18 protein-coding genes are annotated in these 16,264 nt (G+C 36.1%); 4 read left to right on the top strand and 14 right to left on the bottom strand.

What is annotated here, in order from left to right:
• Positions 1-3: 3 nt before the first annotated feature.
• The 12 genes from Q0X89_RS15895 to Q0X89_RS15840 form a co-directional block, all read right to left on the bottom strand.
• The gene (locus Q0X89_RS15895; RefSeq protein WP_297695973.1) at positions 4-1,584 is read right to left on the bottom strand and encodes a HAMP domain-containing sensor histidine kinase; all 1,581 of its coding nucleotides are present in this window, start codon (positions 1,582-1,584) and stop codon (positions 4-6) included.
• Between the two features lie 79 nt (positions 1,585-1,663).
• Positions 1,664-2,251 carry a dephospho-CoA kinase gene (gene coaE / locus Q0X89_RS15890; protein WP_297695971.1) on the bottom strand — a complete coding sequence of 196 codons (588 nt, stop codon included), beginning with the start codon at positions 2,249-2,251 and terminating at the stop codon, positions 1,664-1,666.
• On the bottom strand, positions 2,248-3,204 hold the full coding sequence (locus Q0X89_RS15885; protein WP_297695969.1) for a YbbR-like domain-containing protein: 957 nt from the start codon (positions 3,202-3,204) through the stop codon (positions 2,248-2,250). Before Q0X89_RS15885 ends, coaE begins: the two co-directional genes overlap by 4 nt.
• Positions 3,204-4,220 (bottom strand): glycosyltransferase, encoded by a 1,017-nt coding sequence (locus Q0X89_RS15880; RefSeq protein ID WP_297695967.1) that lies wholly within the window; start codon positions 4,218-4,220, stop codon positions 3,204-3,206. The genes Q0X89_RS15885 and Q0X89_RS15880 overlap by 1 nt, the downstream gene beginning before the upstream one ends.
• Positions 4,221-4,286: 66 nt before the next feature.
• A complete protein-coding gene (locus Q0X89_RS15875; protein ID WP_297695965.1) occupies positions 4,287-5,099 on the bottom strand; it encodes an SDR family oxidoreductase in 813 nt (270 codons plus the stop codon).
• Positions 5,100-5,223: 124 nt separating this feature from the next.
• Positions 5,224-6,876 (bottom strand): DNA repair protein RecN, encoded by a 1,653-nt coding sequence (gene recN, locus Q0X89_RS15870; protein WP_297695963.1) that lies wholly within the window; start codon positions 6,874-6,876, stop codon positions 5,224-5,226.
• Positions 6,877-6,931: 55 nt separating this feature from the next.
• Positions 6,932-7,825 (bottom strand): DUF4835 family protein, encoded by an 894-nt coding sequence (locus Q0X89_RS15865; protein WP_297695961.1) that lies wholly within the window; start codon positions 7,823-7,825, stop codon positions 6,932-6,934.
• Positions 7,818-9,023, bottom strand: a complete 1,206-nt coding sequence (gene coaBC / locus Q0X89_RS15860) for a bifunctional phosphopantothenoylcysteine decarboxylase/phosphopantothenate--cysteine ligase CoaBC (protein WP_297695959.1) — start codon at positions 9,021-9,023, stop codon at positions 7,818-7,820. Before coaBC ends, Q0X89_RS15865 begins: the two co-directional genes overlap by 8 nt.
• A gap of 1 nt (position 9,024) precedes the next feature.
• Positions 9,025-9,354: a DNA-directed RNA polymerase subunit omega gene (locus Q0X89_RS15855; RefSeq protein ID WP_297696014.1), complete on the bottom strand. Its 330-nt coding sequence runs from the start codon at positions 9,352-9,354 to the stop codon at positions 9,025-9,027.
• A gap of 2 nt (positions 9,355-9,356) precedes the next feature.
• Positions 9,357-10,199, bottom strand: a complete 843-nt coding sequence (locus Q0X89_RS15850) for an outer membrane protein assembly factor BamD (protein ID WP_297695956.1) — start codon at positions 10,197-10,199, stop codon at positions 9,357-9,359.
• 170 nt (positions 10,200-10,369) lie between these two features.
• Positions 10,370-11,260 carry a 4-hydroxy-tetrahydrodipicolinate synthase gene (dapA, locus tag Q0X89_RS15845; protein WP_297695954.1) on the bottom strand — a complete coding sequence of 297 codons (891 nt, stop codon included), beginning with the start codon at positions 11,258-11,260 and terminating at the stop codon, positions 10,370-10,372.
• Between the two features lie 11 nt (positions 11,261-11,271).
• Complete coding sequence (locus tag Q0X89_RS15840; protein ID WP_297695952.1) at positions 11,272-11,811, bottom strand: hypothetical protein; 540 nt, start codon at positions 11,809-11,811, stop codon at positions 11,272-11,274.
• 194 nt (positions 11,812-12,005) lie between these two features.
• On the opposite strand from Q0X89_RS15840, the gene Q0X89_RS15835 reads away from it, so the two are divergent.
• The 3 genes from Q0X89_RS15835 to Q0X89_RS15825 all read left to right on the top strand — a co-directional run bounded on the left by Q0X89_RS15835 (position 12,006) and on the right by Q0X89_RS15825 (position 13,967).
• A complete protein-coding gene (locus Q0X89_RS15835; protein ID WP_297695950.1) occupies positions 12,006-12,581 on the top strand; it encodes a 5'-nucleotidase C-terminal domain-containing protein in 576 nt (191 codons plus the stop codon).
• Positions 12,578-13,489: a bifunctional UDP-sugar hydrolase/5'-nucleotidase gene (locus tag Q0X89_RS15830; RefSeq protein WP_297695948.1), complete on the top strand. Its 912-nt coding sequence runs from the start codon at positions 12,578-12,580 to the stop codon at positions 13,487-13,489. Before Q0X89_RS15835 ends, Q0X89_RS15830 begins: the two co-directional genes overlap by 4 nt.
• Before the next feature lie 67 nt (positions 13,490-13,556).
• Positions 13,557-13,967: a hypothetical protein gene (locus Q0X89_RS15825; RefSeq protein ID WP_297695946.1), complete on the top strand. Its 411-nt coding sequence runs from the start codon at positions 13,557-13,559 to the stop codon at positions 13,965-13,967.
• Between the two features lie 26 nt (positions 13,968-13,993).
• Here the strand turns inward: Q0X89_RS15825 and Q0X89_RS15820 are convergent, their stop codons facing one another.
• Complete coding sequence (locus Q0X89_RS15820; RefSeq protein WP_297695944.1) at positions 13,994-14,317, bottom strand: hypothetical protein; 324 nt, start codon at positions 14,315-14,317, stop codon at positions 13,994-13,996.
• Between the two features lie 133 nt (positions 14,318-14,450).
• Between Q0X89_RS15820 and Q0X89_RS15815 the strand changes: the two genes are divergently transcribed.
• Complete coding sequence (locus Q0X89_RS15815) at positions 14,451-15,218, top strand: hypothetical protein (RefSeq protein WP_297695942.1); 768 nt, start codon at positions 14,451-14,453, stop codon at positions 15,216-15,218.
• 51 nt (positions 15,219-15,269) lie between these two features.
• Here the strand turns inward: Q0X89_RS15815 and ligA are convergent.
• Positions 15,270-16,264 (bottom strand): NAD-dependent DNA ligase LigA (gene ligA / locus Q0X89_RS15810; RefSeq protein WP_297695940.1); only part of this gene is annotated, 995 nt, incomplete at its 5' end.

Below are 16,264 nucleotides of genomic sequence, written 5' to 3'. Positions count from 1 at the left end.
TATTTAAATTAATGGTAGTTTTATGTAGAAGCTGCTTCCTTTATCTTTTTCACTTTCAGCATAAACTTCCCCTTGGTGATCTTCTACTATTTTTTTTACATAAGCTAACCCTAGCCCATGTCCTTTAACATTATGTATATCTCCGGTGTGCTCTCTATAAAATTTTTCAAAAACTCTTTTTAACACAACTTTGCTCATTCCTGCACCCTGATCCTGTACTTTAATGACAATATAATTATTGGCAATCTCCGTAAAAACGTCAATTTTTGGTGCTTCCGGTGAATATTTCACGGCATTATCCAAAATATTTACAATTACATTTCCAAAATGCATTTCATTAGCCAACACATCAGATCTGGCAGCGTCTAAATGTGTATTGATATATCCTCCCTTATCGGTTACAATAAGCTGAACATGAGTAATTGCTTTCCTAATAATGTCGTGCACATCTACTCTATCCTTACTTATATCTAATTGATTTTTTTCTAGTTTCGAGATCCTAAGTACATTTTCAACCTGCGCATGCATTCTTTTGTTCTCCTGTCTTATCATTTGCAAATAGCGCTGCACCTTTTCCTGATCTCCAATAATTTTAGGATTTTTAATTGCCTCAACCGCCAAATTTATTGTAGCAATGGGTGTTTTAAACTCATGGGTCATGTTATTTATGAAATCTGACTTTATTTCAGAAATCTGCTTCTGTTTTATTAATTGATAAATTGCACTTGCATAAGCCAAAACTATGATAAGCGTGAAAACCAGAGATAAAACTGCCATTCCGAGAATGGTCTGTAGTAAAAACTTTTTCTTTTTTGGAAAAGATAATAAGAATGTAAAATTACTCAATCCCTCACTGTTCTTAAAGAATGGTGCTTTATAGACCGTTGTACCCCCATATTTAAATCTTTGGGATTTCAATTTGGTCGGTAATCCCTTGCTATAGACTCCATACTCATAATCAATATCCATACCTCTGTTCTCCAACTCACGATCCAGCAATAACTCTATTTCTTGTTTTGAAACCCGTTTATGAATTGGAACTTTTTCAGCGTATTCGCGATATACATCATCAAAAATTGCCTTATCTATCGATGATAAGCCTCCTACCTTCTCCAATTTTTGAATTGGGTTTAGTTTATAGCTTTTACCATCAAGTCCAAAATCCTCTTTATAAACCGTTTTTGTTCGTTTACTGGTGTAATTTTTTATTGTTGTGGTATCGTTACCATTGCTATTGTCAAAGAACGTAGATGCGATATTATAATCCTCCTCTAAAATTCCATGTGAATAGAAGAGAATCTCGTTTGAATTTATATCCCTATCAATAAAAAATATGTTGCTCAGATGGGAACTCTTGAACTCCCCTACACTATCCTTGAGATTCAAAAATCTCTCAGAGTAGTCGCCCATTTCACGGTCTTCAATTTTGTCTATTACCTTATTAAGAACTTCTGAAACTGTATTTGAAAATTGTTCTTCTTTATCCTCGACAGAACTTTTTATCCAATACAATTGTACAGATATAATCCCAATAAGAGAGAGGCTCATTAAAATGACCAGAATAGCAAATAATCTCTTATTCATCGATAGGGTAAATTTAAAAATTTAACATTTAGCAGATCGCCTGTTTAACCTAACCTTAACAAAAATGTTAAAAAAGCGCCTAGACCGCTAATTTAGTAAGTTGATGGTGAATTTTTTCAACCTGTAATTTGGTCTCTTCAAGGTCCGTATTTTCGATTATATAATCAGCTAAGGGAATCTTTTTAGAATCGTTCCATTGATTCTCCATTCGAGCTAAAATTTCTTCCCTGGATATATTATCTCTTGCTAATATTCTTTCTAAACGGGCCTCTTTTGTAGCCTTTACAAGTATTACTTTATCAAAAATCTTATAGGAGTTGTTTTCAAAAAGTATTGCTGCCTCCTGGATCACATAGGGAGTTCTTTTCTTTTTTACCCAACTGATGAAGTCTTTTCTAACGGCAGGATGCACTATGGCATTTAGCTTTTGAAGTAATTCTTTGTCGCCAAAAACCTTATCCGCTATATATTTTTTGTTTAACTTTTCCAATGCATAAGACTCCTCCCCCAAAAGATCAACAATGGCATTTCTTATCTCTTTAGAGTCCTGCATTAACTTTTTAGCTTTCAGATCTGAGTTATAAACCGGTACACCTAACTCTTCAAATAATTTGGCCACAGTTGTTTTTCCGCTGCCAATGCCCCCCGTTAATCCTATAATCTTCATTGGCGTTTTAGGATAAATTCCACTTCGTTCTCTAACAACTGAACACTATAGACATCGCCTGGTTCCTCTACAAGTGTTACCTGAAGTTTTTTATCCTTATCTCTTTGCTCCTGATAATTAGCAACAATTTTAAAGTCTAAAGGACCAATATCCTTTAATCGATCTATTCTGGCTTTGCAAAGAACTTCAAGTGTGCCGGGGTAAGTTTTTATCTCTGTCCCCTCAGGGAGATTAATAACGTCAACCGGAATTTCTATTACTTTTTCTGAGAATCGAAAAACATTACCAGAGATTCTTACCTCTTTTTCGGAAAGTTCAGAATTCTTTAATTCTTCCGGCAATACAAGTTCAACTACTATGGAAAAATCTTCACTAATTTCATTAAGTTCAACTTCATAGGTTGAGACAGAATTTACGAGATCTAGCTCCTCTTTCGGACCTCTTATAAATATTAGTTCGGGTTCTATGACCAATTCACCGTCTACAAGATAATTCTGGGCCGGATTTAAGTTAATATTCGGAGAGACAGGTACTTCTTTTGATTCAAGCTTGTAAAAATCTAGTACCAAGGTGTCCCTGTCTATTTCCATAAGTGTCATAGAGGCAGATAATTGGCTCTCTATCTGTTTCCTGAAATCAAGTTGGGTAATATAAAAATTTGATTGATCATTTGTCATAGCAGACAGGTCAATCCTAATATTTTTTCTATTGTAATTTAACCCCAGGAACTGAAATCCACTTGCTCTAAGCCTAACATCAACATTTTTTATAGTATTATCAGCTAAAAGCAGGCTGTCCGGAACATTAATATACTCCAGGTCAAAAGTAGTCCGGTCAACATAAGTTTCAGATAATCTACTAACAAGCCAGGCTAGAAAAGAGCATACAAGAAAGATTAGAAAGATATTTATCTTTCTTTTGTCATTACTCCTTTTAACTCCATTCTTCTCCATTAATTTTGCTTAAAAAACAATTCGGGGAAAATTACCTGCGGTTTACTTTTGCTAAAATTAACCAAGATTACTGATTTAAGAAAACCATATCCATAACCGAAAAATTGAATCATTACTGCAATAATAGCTAAAAGAGCAACTGCAAGGTTTTTATTCTTTATTAGGGCATCTAAAAAAATAAACGCAAAATATGCGGCATAAAGTATAAAGAGCCATGGATATCTCCCCCACCCTATAAAGAGTAAAATAATAGAAAATATTAACCCTATGCAGAAAAGTGAAGGAAACCAATAGAATAATCTGGATGAACCTGGATGCCAATTATTCAAAATTGGGCGGACCATGCCAAACTTTTTAACCTGTAAAAAGAATTTATTAAAGCTAATTCTTCGTTTGTGGTACACAAACGCTTCCCTGATTAATTTCGTTTCATACCCTTTTTCCCATAAGCGCATACTTAGATCCGGGTCCTCTCCCGGGTGTATATTTCCAAAGCCTCCGGAGTCTTGAAAAGCCTTTTTAGAAATCCCCATATTAAAACTTCTGGGCTGAAATTTATCTACAGTTTTTTTACTTCCTCTAATACCTCCGGTAGTGAAAATTGAAGTCATGGCATAATTTATGGCCTTCTGAACTTTTGAGAATGTATCATGAGCGGCATCAGGGCCACCAAAACAATCTACGTATTTAGTATTTAAGGATTGGGCAACCCTTTCTAGATAATTGACCGGAATTATGCAATCTGAATCCAGTATTATAAAATAATTCCCGCTGGCACGATGCATACCGTAATTTCTTGAATCTCCGGGCCCGGTGTTCTTTTTAAAAAGATAGGTAATATTCAATTTTTCTTTATAATCTTCAATAACCATTTTAGAAGTTGTAACAGAGCCATCTTCAACTATAACTATTTCATATGGTTCATCATAGGACTGATGCAACAAACTCTCCAAAAGTTCCCGAATTTCATCAGGTCTGTTGAACACGGGAATTATTAAAGAAAAAGAAAAATTCATATTATAATTAGGGTATACATAAAAACCATCCTGTATTGGGATGGCTTCCTAATTTTTCAAATGTTGTTATTCGGCAAAATGCTCAATTACTTCCTGACTCACCCCTGTACTTGAAAATCCACCATCATGAAACAAATTCTGCATCGTAACTTTTTTTGTAAGATCTGAAAAAAGCGAAACGGTGTAATCTGCACAATCCTGAGCCGTCGCATTACCCAATGGGGACATCTTTTCTGCATAATTAATAAAACTATCAAAACCTTTTACTCCCTGTCCTGCCGTAGTTGGTGTAGGAGATTGGGAAATTGTATTGACCCTTACCTTTTTCTCTTTTCCAAAAAAGTAACCAAAGCTCCTGGCAACAGATTCAAGATAAGCTTTGTTATCCGCCATATCATTATAATCCGGAAATGTACGTTGGGCAGCCATATATGTCAATGCTACTATACTTCCCCAAGGATTCATTGCATCAGCTTTATATAGGCTCTGCATAACCTTATGGAATGAAAGTGCAGAAACATCCCATCCTTTAGTTGTAAAGTCATATTTTTCATCGGTATATAAACGACCTTTGCGGACATTAACCGACATTCCTATTGAGTGTAAGACGAAATCCAGTTTTCCTCCCAAGATTTCCATTGATTTGGCAATTAAATCATTCAAATCAGTTTCACTAGTGGCATCTGCAGGAATTATTTGTGACCCGGTTTTCTCTGCCAGAGCATTAATCTGACCCATCCGCATGGCAATTGGAGCATTTGTCAGAACGAATGTACCGCCTTCTTCATGAACGCGTTCGGCTGTTTTCCATGCAATAGAATTTTCATCAAGTGCGCCAAAAATAATTCCCTTCTTACCTTTTAATAGATTATATGCCATGTTAAAGTGCTTTGGTTTAATTTGAAGTCAAAGATATCTAAAAAAGTAGAAACAAAATCGCTCTGACGGGATAATTGAAACACAATACGAGAGGGAAAAATTAAACTTATTGAGGATTTGCTTTTTAATTCAAAAGTTGTCTTGCATGCGCAAGTGCAGAATCTGAAAGATTTTTACCTCCCAGCATTTCGGCCAACTCAAATACTCTCTCATCCTCCAGTAATTCTTTCATTTGGGTTTGAGTACTATCATCTTTATCGGTTTTAAAAACTTTAAAATGACGATCCCCCTTTGAAGCAATTTGAGGAAGATGTGTTATTGAAAATACCTGCATATTCCGGCTCATTTCATGCATAATATCCCCCATTCGGTTCGAAATTTCACCCGAAACGCCACTATCTATCTCATCGAACATTAATGTAGGTAATTGCTCATAGCGTGCAAGTATAGATTTTATAACGAGCATAATACGGGAGAGTTCTCCTCCTGAAGCAACCTTTTTTAAGGTATTGTAATCTGATCCCTTATTAGCAGAAAATAGAAATATTAGCGTATCCCTGCCATTAGTTTTATATTCTTCAGCAGGAACAATTTCAATTTTGAAGGTAGCATTGGCCAATCCCAGCGAGCTCAAAGAAGTTTCAAGTTTTTTCCTTATTTCGGGAATTACCTTCCTTCTGCGAACAGATAGCGCATTGGCATCTTTATCAAGTTCTTTTTTTAATCCCTCAATTAAACTTTTTTTATCTTCAATTTCTTCTTCAAGATTTTGTATTGCGCCAACCCTGTTTTCAAGTGATTTCCTTATATCAATCAATTGAGAGATATTGGTTACATCATGTTTTCTTTGCAGGTCATATAATACTTGCAATTTAGTATTGATTTCATCAAGTTTTCCGGGATCTGGTTCAACAGATTCGCGAAGAATTTGCATTTCCTCGGCGATGTCTTTCAATTCTATAAAAATTGAATCTATTCGCTCCTTGAGATTTGTAAACTTGTTTCCAATTCGGGACAATTTTACGGAAATAGACTTAAGTTCCTGAAACAAACTCAAAATTCCTATTTGTTCATCCCCCAGTATTTGATCCCCTTTGGATAAATTTTCAAGAACAGTCTCAACATTATTCAATTGCTGGTACTGATCTTCCAATTTCTCCTGGAGTCCTTCTTCAAGATATATTGCATCTAATTCATTTAATAGGAAAGAATTGTAGTCATGTTCTTTATTTGCATTTTTTTGAAATTCAATGAGCTCTTCAAATTCCTGCAAGGCAGTTTTGTATTTTGTTAGTTTATTGGCGTAGGCATTGAGTATAGCTGTATTATCAGCAAATGCATCAATAAGCTTTAATTGAAAATCGTGCTCAGTTAACTGTAAAGTCTGGTGCTGTGAATGTATGTCAACAAGTCGTTTCCCTAGTTGTGTCAATATATCCAGCGTAAGAGGAGAGTCATTTACGAATGCCCTGGATTTACCACTTGGATGTATTTCTCTTCTTATAACAGTATTGGAATCATACTCCAGATCATGTCTTTTAAAAAATGATTTTAAATCATAATTGATGATATCAAAAACGGCCTCAATCACACATTTCCTCTCTTTATCTTTTAGCGAAGACAAATCTGCGCGTTTACCCAAAACCAAAGACAAGCCACCTAAAAGAATAGACTTTCCGGCTCCTGTTTCACCTGTAATTGTTGTAAATCCCCTCGTGAAGTTTACGTTGAGATTATCAATTAATGCATAATTTTTTATAGAAAGATTTATCAGCACAGCTAACTCATATGATCTGTAAAGATAAATTATTATTGGAATGAAAAGTACCTGATTAATAGGTTATTTCGTCCCAGGTAGAAGAATAAAATGGTGCTACTTTATTTAACGTCGCTTTTAGGGCAACAACATCTATTTTAGGCCCATCTGAAAAGATATCTTGTATTTCTTCAGATTTGGCGTCAAAGAAAGTTTGAATTAAGAATGCATTGGGCCTTCTTTGAGTTAAAGTCTCGAACAATCGCATGGAACCTGCAATTACTTGCTTTCCGGTGCTATTGTTATCCCCTAATATATCTAAACCTTTTCGATGATAATTGTACATAGCAATCCTGTATTCTCTAAAAGTATTTGACAGCAGATTATCTACCAATACAAATCTTGTTCTATTATTCGAAGCCGATTGGCTCCAACCCGAAAAGCTGGATCCCTGAGCCTGGTTTACAATTTGTTGTGCTTCTTTATAGAATTCCGTACCTCCTTCCAGCGCAAAAGTATCGGCATCTAACCCTAGTATTATGTAAACATAATAGGAGATAACACCAACTAAATTAGATTCAAAAACATTTGGATTATAGACTAAGGGTTGAAACTCTATGTAGCGAAAATTGAACTCATTGTCCTTATAGTTAAAAATGGGGCTTTCATAGGAAGTATTAAATACGGGACGAGAAGACTGAATCTGAATATTCGCATTAAATCTGTCTGAGGCGTAGTCCGTAACAGTAATAAACATTCTGGCATTAACTTTCTCATTTTCCTTATAAATCCTATTCGTCCATTGGCTTTTATTGACAAAATCATTCAAAGCCCGTTCTAAGGTCACAAATATTTGCCTGTTGGTCTGATTAACCTGATCTGCGTTAACCGTAATTTCACAATTAAGTTCCTGGGCATTGATATAATTGGTAAAAAGAAGGCTAAAAAATAGAATTAAAAAATTACGCATGACCCCTGTAGATGATTTCGTTCAATATGTCTAAGGCTACTTCGGCCTTATTCTTTACTTCAAACGTTTTTATCTCCAAATTCTTATCTATAAATGTTATTTTGTTTGTCGATTTCCCAAACCCTGCATCTTTGTCATTCATTGAATTAAGAACAATGGCATCCAAATTCTTTTTGAGTAGTTTATTTTTTGCATTCTCAACCTCGTTTTCAGTCTCCAAGGCAAAACCTACCAAATATTGATTCTTCTTTTTATCACCCATTGACAAAAGAATATCCTGATTTTTAACTAAATCAATTTGAAGGGTTTCGGAGTCTTTCTTTATTTTCTGTTCAGAAACGCTACCTGGTCTGTAATCAGATACGGCAGCAGCGCTTATAGCAATGTCGCACTCTCCATAATATTCATGAACCGCATGAAACATTTCCTGAGCAGATATCACCCTAACAATTTTTATAGACGGATTATCTACCGATAAATGAGAAGGTCCAGAAACCAAAATAACTTTCCCCCCAAGTTTAGCCGCGGCTTTTGCCAATTCAAAACCCATAAGACCTGAAGAATGATTACCAATGAAACGCACCGGGTCTATTGCTTCATAGGTAGGTCCGGCTGTAATTAATATCTTTTTTCCTTTTAACGGTAAAGTGCCGGAAATATATTCCTGCATGAACTGAACTATATCTTCCGGTTCTGCCATACGCCCTTCGCCAAATAATCCGCTTGCTAATTCGCCTTCACCGGCAGGAATCATGATATTACCAAAAGTCTGTAATTTTTTAAGGCTAGCTTTTGTTGCCGGGTGCTTATACATATCAAGATCCATGGCTGGAGCAAAGAATACCTGGCATTTAGCTGAGAAATAGGTAGCCAATAATAGATTATCGCAAGTACCATTCGCCATTTTACTCAGCGTATTGGCTGTGGCGGGAGCAATAAGCATAATATCTGCCCACAAGCCAAGTTCTACGTGGTTATTCCAGTCCACACTCCCTTCTTCTTCCTGTATAAAACTGGTAAGTACAGGATTCTTTGATAAGGTTGCTAATGTAAGGGGGGTAACAAAGGAAAGAGCGCTTTCAGTTAAGATAACCTTAACTTCAGCGCCTGCTTTAATTAATAATCTAACCAGAAAAGCGGTCTTGTAAGCAGCTATACCTCCGGTAATACCTAAAAGGATTTTCTTGCCGCTCAACATATTACTGCTGGTCTTTCTCTGTATTCCTATAGTATATTTTATCTTCCAACCATTCTATTATAGCCAGAGCATGTGGTTTGGGAAGTTTTTCGTAAAATTTTGAAACTTCAATTTGCTCTTTATTTTCAAATACCTCCTCAAGGCTATCACTATAAGTTGCAAATTCTTCTAGTTTTTCTAAAAGTTCCTTTTTGATTTCAGAATTAATCTGAATTGCTCTTTTGGCTGTTACAGATATAGCTTCATAAATATTATTTGTCTTCTCATCAAACTCGTTTCTATTGATGGTAACTGTTGAAACCGGGGCTTTGGAATTCTTCAAATCGTTCATATTCATTTTGAAAGGTTTTCTTGTTCGGAATAATTGTTTAATTGCTCATCTATTTCTTCAATCAAATCATTAGCTACTTCGGCGTATTTGGTTTCCGGGAAGTATTTGAACAAATTGTTATAGGCCGTTTTTGCATCCTCGAGGCGTTCTTTTTTACGCTTCTCTGTGCTGTTCAAGGCTAAATTTGTAGTTGCCTCAATTTTCAGGTAAAGTGCTTCCTCGCGATATATTGAACCAGGGTTGTCTGAAATAAAATTATCTAATGCCGCTATGGCTGAAATACTGTAATCTAAAATGTAAGACTTACCTAGTTTTGTAAATTGTTTTGCAACTTCAAAAGATTTTCGTTCTTTCTTAGTTGTTAACTCCTTTGCCATAATATTAGCCTCTGCAAAATACTCAGATTCCGGATAAAGATTTATAAATAGCTGCAATTTGGTGAGGGCCTTATCGGTGTCAGTCTGGTCTACAGAATATCGTGGTGAAAGCATATAATAGCTTTTCGCCCCAAGAAATGCAGCTTCTGAGGCCTTATCACTTTTGGGGTACGACTTTAAAAACCGTTCAAACTGATAGCCAGCAAAATTGTAATCCTCAATTTCAAAGTAACTCTTGGCAAAAAAGAACATTACACGCTCTCCCTGTGGTTTGCCTACATAGCTCGGAGCTATTTGTTCCAATAAGCGATTAGCCTTTTTAAAATCCCCTTCATCATAGAGTTTTTCAGCAAGTTCATATTTCGCCTTAGAATTAGGCTTTTTCAAAACATTCTGATATTCACTACATGAATTAAGTGTAATTATGACCAGGAGTAGGGAAAAAAGATATTTGTTTCTAAAAAACATTTTGCAAAATTAAGAATAAATACCGGAATAAAAAACATTAATCAGGTGCTAAGATAGCACCTGAAAGCCTAATAAAAAGGCATATGGACAAAGTTTTAACCCAATTTTGGCTTTTTCAGTTCCAGAGTTTTGAGGCAAATTTCCGTTCCGGGCAAAACTTTTAGCAAAAATTAAGCATTGATTTTTGAAATAGTTCTTAAAAATTCTTCTATATGTATTTTAAGTTTAGGGGAGGCTTCTACTAATGGCAATCGGACTGTTGGTCCACATAGTCCCTGAACTTGCAAAACAGATTTTATTCCTGCCGGATTTCCTTCCTGAAAACTTAATCTCATTCCCCCTAACATCGAATTATGCAAAGCATACGCTTCTTTTTCTTCACCTTGCAACCCCAGCTTTATCATTCTTGAAAATTCATTAGGCAGACCTTGACCCAAAACAGAAATTACGCCCACTCCACCTTCCAAAACAGTAGGCAACGCAGTAAAATCATCTCCTGAAATCACCAAAAAATCCGGGGGTAAGATGTTTATCAGTTTTTTCAACTGAATCATATCCCCTGAAGCCTCTTTAATTCCAACAATATTGGAACAATCCCGCGCAAGTCTCAGCACTGTTTCCGGTTCAATATTGCTTCCTGTTCTGCCGGGGACGTTGTACAAAATGACTGGCTTTTCAGAAGCTTGTGCCAAAGTTTTATAATGGCGGTATATTCCCTCCTGTGTAGGTTTATTGTAGTACGGCGATACGGATAAGACCGCGACAAAATCTTTAAGATTTGTCTGTTGAATTTCCTCAGTTACAAGTTTAGTATTGTTACCTCCTATGCCTATTACAAGAGGAAGTCTTCCGGCATTTTCCTGAACTACAACATCAATAACTATTTGTTTTTCAGCACTTGTAAGTGTTGCCGATTCTCCTGTGGTCCCTAATATAACAAGATAATCGACATTTCCTTCAATACAAAAGTTAACTATGCGCTTTAAGGCACCAATATCAATTGATAAATCAGGGTTAAAAGGAGTAACCAATGCAACCCCGGTTCCTAATAAATTTTTCATAATTATTTACATCAAACATCAATCTCACCCAGAACTTTAAGGTACTTTTTTAGTTCCTTCTTAAAGGTTTTAAAGTCCTCGTACGGGGTCTCTAATATTAGATCATTATGTCGTTCGTCTATTTCCGCAAAGCCTACATTTATTCTGGCCCTGGTCTTCACAGTCATTAACTGGAGCATTAAATTCTCCTGAGTATAATAATTCACCAACATATCGTATTCCCTGCTTAAAAACTCCAGAGCATAACTATTCTCTATGTCCCCATTCCAGCCAAGATCCTTATCTGAAAAAACAGGGGTTGCATAAGGAGAATTCTTATCGTAGTAGTTTTTATAGCCAATAATTTTAACCGCATTAGGCCTTAATTTAAAGTCTTCCACAAACTCATAGAACAATTCCGCATTATCAAATTTATCCAGATCCACAATTACCGCAATTGAGGTAATACCATTTTTACGAACTACTGCTTCCGGAGGACTTTCAATTTGCTGCTTCAGATATTTTAAGCCAGATTTGTATTTAAATTTATCTTTAAGTGCCTTTAAAAACATTTAACTTTGCTTTTAGGCAAATGTAATTAATATCCAAGCAACAATTGTGCTAAGATAATAAGGATAGTCCGACACGCCTTAGTAAAATATCTGGCGAGCAGATACCTGTAACAGATTCTATACAAGCAACAGATTCAATAGATCTATTCGTAGCGCCTTATAGAAAACGTATAAACGAGGTTTTAGATAGTACATTGGCATATGCCCCGAAGCAAATAACAAAGAATGATGGTAAATACAATACCTCAGCAGGAAATTTAATGGCTGATATAATGCTTAGTGAAGCTAATCCAATTTTTAAAGCAAGAACCGGGCAAGAAATTGATTTTGTAGTTTCCAATCACGGAGGAATTCGAAGTATTATATCTGAAGGTAACGTAAACGCAAGAACGGCTTATGAGGTAATGCCATTTGAAAATTCAATAGTTGTTGTTGCTCTGAAAGGCAAGGATGTCAGGGATTTGGTTTCCTTTCTGATTAATGCAAAAAATCCTCATCCCGTAGCGGGCATACAGATTATTTTGAACAAAAACGAAACCCTTAAAAATGTAAATATTAATGGGTTGCCTTTTGATGAAAATAGAACCTATAATGTAGCCACTTCCAATTATTTAGCAGATGGAGGTAGTAATATGGGATTTTTTAAGGATAGCCTAAAAACCATTGAATTAAATTACTTTATCAGAAACGCAATGATAGATTATTTTAAAAAAGTAGACACTCTTACTGCTAAAGTGGACGACCGTTTTATTAAATTGGAACAGAAATGAAAAGACGGGACTTTCTAACAAATTCAATTGCCGGAAGTACCTACATAGGTATGGGAGGACTTGGCCTGAGTAGTTGTGCTTTTCAAAATTCTAAATGCATTACGATACTTCATACGAATGATGTGCACAGTCATATAGATCCTTTTCCTAAAGAACATAATTCGTTTGCTAACATGGGGGGCATTGCCAGAAGGGCTACACTTATTCAAAAAATAAGAGAGGAAAATCCCAATACACTATTATTAGATGCTGGTGATATTTTCCAGGGCACTCCCTATTTTAATTTTTACGGTGGAGAGTTGGAATTTAAGTTGATGAGTATGCTCAAATATGACGCGGCAACAATTGGCAATCATGATTTTGACAATGGAATTGAGGGCCTTTTAGCCCAGTTGCCATTTGCTAAGTTTAAATTGCTCTCGGCGAATTATGATTTTACAAATACGGTAATGAATGGATTTGTGGAAGCTTACCAAACATTTTTAGTCGACGGCATTAAAATTGGCGTATTTGGATTGGGAATAAAACTGGCCGGCCTTGTTAGCGAGGACCTCTTTAAGGAAACCGTGTATCTTAATCCAATTGAGATTGCCCAGGATATGAGCGTTTTGTTAAAAAATGAAGAAAAATGTGATTTGGTAATTTGTTTATCACATCTGGGTTACTCCTACGAAGATGCCCAAAGACCCAGTGATCTGAAGCTGGCGGGAAAAACAGATAGTATTGATCTTATAATTGGCGGACATACGCATACATTTTTGGATAAACCCATTACCAGGCAAAACCGTTTAGATAAATCCGTTTTGGTAAATCAGGTCGGCTGCTATGGAATAAATCTGGGTAGAATTGATTTTTATTTTGATTCTGAAAAAAATATTCAGTCTGAAGGGGTCTCTATTACAGTTTGATTTTCGTTAATGTGCTATTTTTGAAGAGGTCATGAAGGTAAATGGACTGATATGTAAAGGACATAGGGTGGCATCAGGCATATCTGATAATGAAAGATATCCAGGGGGTACCTTGTACCAGCAACTTCCCTATTTTAAGAAAAGAGGCTTGGATCTGTCTTCTTACTTTTTAGGAACTATCAATGTGGATATTAGCCCTTATCAATTTGAGATTGGAACCCCGAAACATTTTTTTAAAGCCATACCATGGTCTAATTATATCCCCCCGGAAAATTTTTATTTTTTTGATGTCAAACTTAACTTCAGACATAAAGAATACAAAGGATTAATTTATATGCCAGATCCTATAACCAAGGTTGATCATGTTCAGGAACAATCAATCCTTGAGTTAATTCTACCAAGAATTTACGGTATTGCCTACGGATTTAAGGTTTGTATTGAAGTTAAAGATGAACAATTACTATTGTTTGAGCGGTAGTATTCATTCGTCATTGGGTTGATCTATTATTTGGACCGATTCGGAGATTGATTGTTGATAACGTATTCTACCAAATTCTTTAATTCTTCATCCATAGTGAGGTCAGGGAATTCTCTGTTTGCCCTTCTGTACCAGTAATTGGCGTTAAATTGATCGCCTTCCTTGCGATGCAGATAAGCATGTATCCAAGAACCAAGAATTGAAGGCATATCCTGGGCAATATCATGTGAAGCATTCCAATTGCCTTTTGCATCATACCACAGTGCCTGTAGCCCTTTTGGCCAATCCTCTGAAGGATGCGCATTTTGGCAGGTTTTTAAAAATTCTTCAAAGCTAATAGGCATGTTCATTTTGAGCTTAGATAAATTAATTGATTCGTTCGGACATATTTTCCCATGCTTGGTCCTTTTTTAGTTGAATTTAAAAACAAATAATCTTTTCTTTAAACGGATATATAATCACTTAAAATTAAACACAATGATCATGAAAAAAACATCAATTACTCTTTTACTAGCTGCTTCACTCGTTTTGGGTGCCCTTACAATGGTTAAGGCACAGGATGCAGAAGCACCCATGTGGGAAACGATAGTCTTAACACCGGATAACACTAAATTAAAAGTTCTCGGTGAAAATATGAGGGCACATAACCAAAAATACCATAAGGAAGGTGCATATAAGTCTACCGTTTACAATATTTCCAGCGGTCCGGATGTTGGTAAAATTATTTGGATGATGGGGCCATTAAAATATGCACACCTCGATTCCAGACCTGCTGAAGGAGGACATGATGAAGACTGGAGAGATAATGTCATGGCTTATGTAAAGAAAATGGAACATGGAGAATATTGGAAAGGCGATGTTAAGCTTTCAAATACTGATATGCTAACGGATGATCCTTCACTCTATCCCATTCAATTCATCAGATATTGGGAAGTTAATCAGGAGCACTCCCATAACGCTGAGGCCATGTTAGGAATAATTAGCAAAACAATTAAAGCCATGGAAGGCAACAATGCATGGGGAGTTTATTATAACGAATTCAGACAGGGGTCTGCTATAGGCCGGCATATTGCCACTGTTGGGTTTTATAAAAATTGGGCTGAATTTGACGAAGATTCTACGTTTAGGAAAACCTTTTCAAAAGTTCATGGAGATGACTCCTGGGATGCTTTCGTTCGCAATATGCAACAGGTAATGGATAATAGCTGGGACGAAATCTGGGTTTATAATAAAAATATGAGCGGCGATTAATTCTCCGACATATAGCTTAGTAAAACCCTCTTCTTATTTACAGAGAGGGTTTTATTTTATCATTGTTAAAAAGTCGTCTTCTGAAATAATTGGGATGCCTAATTTATCAGCCTTATCTTTTTTGCTTGGACCCATATTGGCACCGGCTACAACATATGAGGTCTTTGAAGAAATTGAAGAGCTGACTTTACCCCCGTTGTCTTCAATATGTTTTTTTAATTCTGTTCGGCTTAATTTTTCAAATACCCCGGAAACCACAAAAGTCTGACCCTTAAGTATTTCAGTTTGTCCATCTAATTGCTCATCCGTTAGTGAAAACTGAAGGCCATACTCTTTAAGTCGGTTTATAATTTCCCTGTTTTTTTCTTCGCTAAAGAAGTTTACAGTGCTCTCTGCGATTCTCTCTCCAATTTCATCCACCAATACCAATTCATCTGCTGTAGCTGCCATTAATGCATCTATGTTTTTATAGGCTTTAGCAAGTTTCTTAGCTACCGTTTCTCCAACATATCGAATGCCAAGCCCAAATAATACCCTTTCAAAAGGAATATTGACAGATGCTGCCACGCCATTAATTAAATTAACAGCAGACTTTTCTGCCATTCGTTCCAGAGGCATTAACTGATCTTTGGTAAGTGTGTATAAATCTGCATAATTATTTATCAAGCCTTCTTTGTGAAGTAATTCTACAGTTTCACTTCCCAAACCTTCAATATCAAGCGCTTTCCTCGAAATAAAATGTTGAATTCTTCCGGTTATCTGCGGTGGGCAGCCGTTTTCATTAGGGCAAAAATGCTGTGCCTCCCCCTTTTTTCTAATCAATTCCGTTCCACATTCCGGACAGTTCGTGATATAGTGTGTTGGTTTGGAATTGGCAGGACGTTTAGACAAATCAACACTTACAATCTTAGGAATAATCTCGCCTCCTTTTTCTACATGAACTGTGTCTCCTTCACGAATGTCCAGCTTCGCTATTTGATCGGCATTGTGCAAAGAAGCCCTTTTAACCGTTGTGCCTGCCAGCAGTACCGGTTGTAAATTTGCTA

The organism is uncultured Eudoraea sp., assembly GCF_947258525.1.
GTDB lineage: Bacteria > Bacteroidota > Bacteroidia > Flavobacteriales > Flavobacteriaceae > Eudoraea.
Note: the sequence above shows the minus strand (reverse complement) of the source record. Positions and strands in the feature narration are given on the sequence as shown.

Excerpts from the sequence above, each read along its gene's own strand:
- Q0X89_RS15895 (WP_297695973.1), bottom strand. The coding sequence starts at position 1,584 with ATGAATAAGAGATTATTTGCTATTCTGGTCATTTTAATGAGCCTCTCT.
- coaE (WP_297695971.1), bottom strand. The coding sequence starts at position 2,251 with ATGAAGATTATAGGATTAACGGGGGGCATTGGCAGCGGAAAAACAACT.
- Q0X89_RS15885 (WP_297695969.1), bottom strand. The coding sequence starts at position 3,204 with ATGGAGAAGAATGGAGTTAAAAGGAGTAATGACAAAAGAAAGATAAAT.
- Q0X89_RS15880 (WP_297695967.1), bottom strand. The coding sequence starts at position 4,220 with ATGAATTTTTCTTTTTCTTTAATAATTCCCGTGTTCAACAGACCTGAT.
- Q0X89_RS15875 (WP_297695965.1), bottom strand. The coding sequence starts at position 5,099 with ATGGCATATAATCTATTAAAAGGTAAGAAGGGAATTATTTTTGGCGCA.
- Q0X89_RS15865 (WP_297695961.1), bottom strand. The coding sequence starts at position 7,825 with ATGCGTAATTTTTTAATTCTATTTTTTAGCCTTCTTTTTACCAATTAT.
- coaBC (WP_297695959.1), bottom strand. The coding sequence starts at position 9,023 with ATGTTGAGCGGCAAGAAAATCCTTTTAGGTATTACCGGAGGTATAGCT.
- Q0X89_RS15855 (WP_297696014.1), bottom strand. The coding sequence starts at position 9,354 with ATGAACGATTTGAAGAATTCCAAAGCCCCGGTTTCAACAGTTACCATC.
- Q0X89_RS15850 (WP_297695956.1), bottom strand. The coding sequence starts at position 10,199 with ATGTTTTTTAGAAACAAATATCTTTTTTCCCTACTCCTGGTCATAATT.
- dapA (WP_297695954.1), bottom strand. The coding sequence starts at position 11,260 with ATGAAAAATTTATTAGGAACCGGGGTTGCATTGGTTACTCCTTTTAAC.
- Q0X89_RS15840 (WP_297695952.1), bottom strand. The coding sequence starts at position 11,811 with ATGTTTTTAAAGGCACTTAAAGATAAATTTAAATACAAATCTGGCTTA.
- Q0X89_RS15830 (WP_297695948.1), top strand. The coding sequence starts at position 12,578 with ATGAAAAGACGGGACTTTCTAACAAATTCAATTGCCGGAAGTACCTAC.
- Q0X89_RS15820 (WP_297695944.1), bottom strand. The coding sequence starts at position 14,317 with ATGAACATGCCTATTAGCTTTGAAGAATTTTTAAAAACCTGCCAAAAT.
- Q0X89_RS15815 (WP_297695942.1), top strand. The coding sequence starts at position 14,451 with ATGAAAAAAACATCAATTACTCTTTTACTAGCTGCTTCACTCGTTTTG.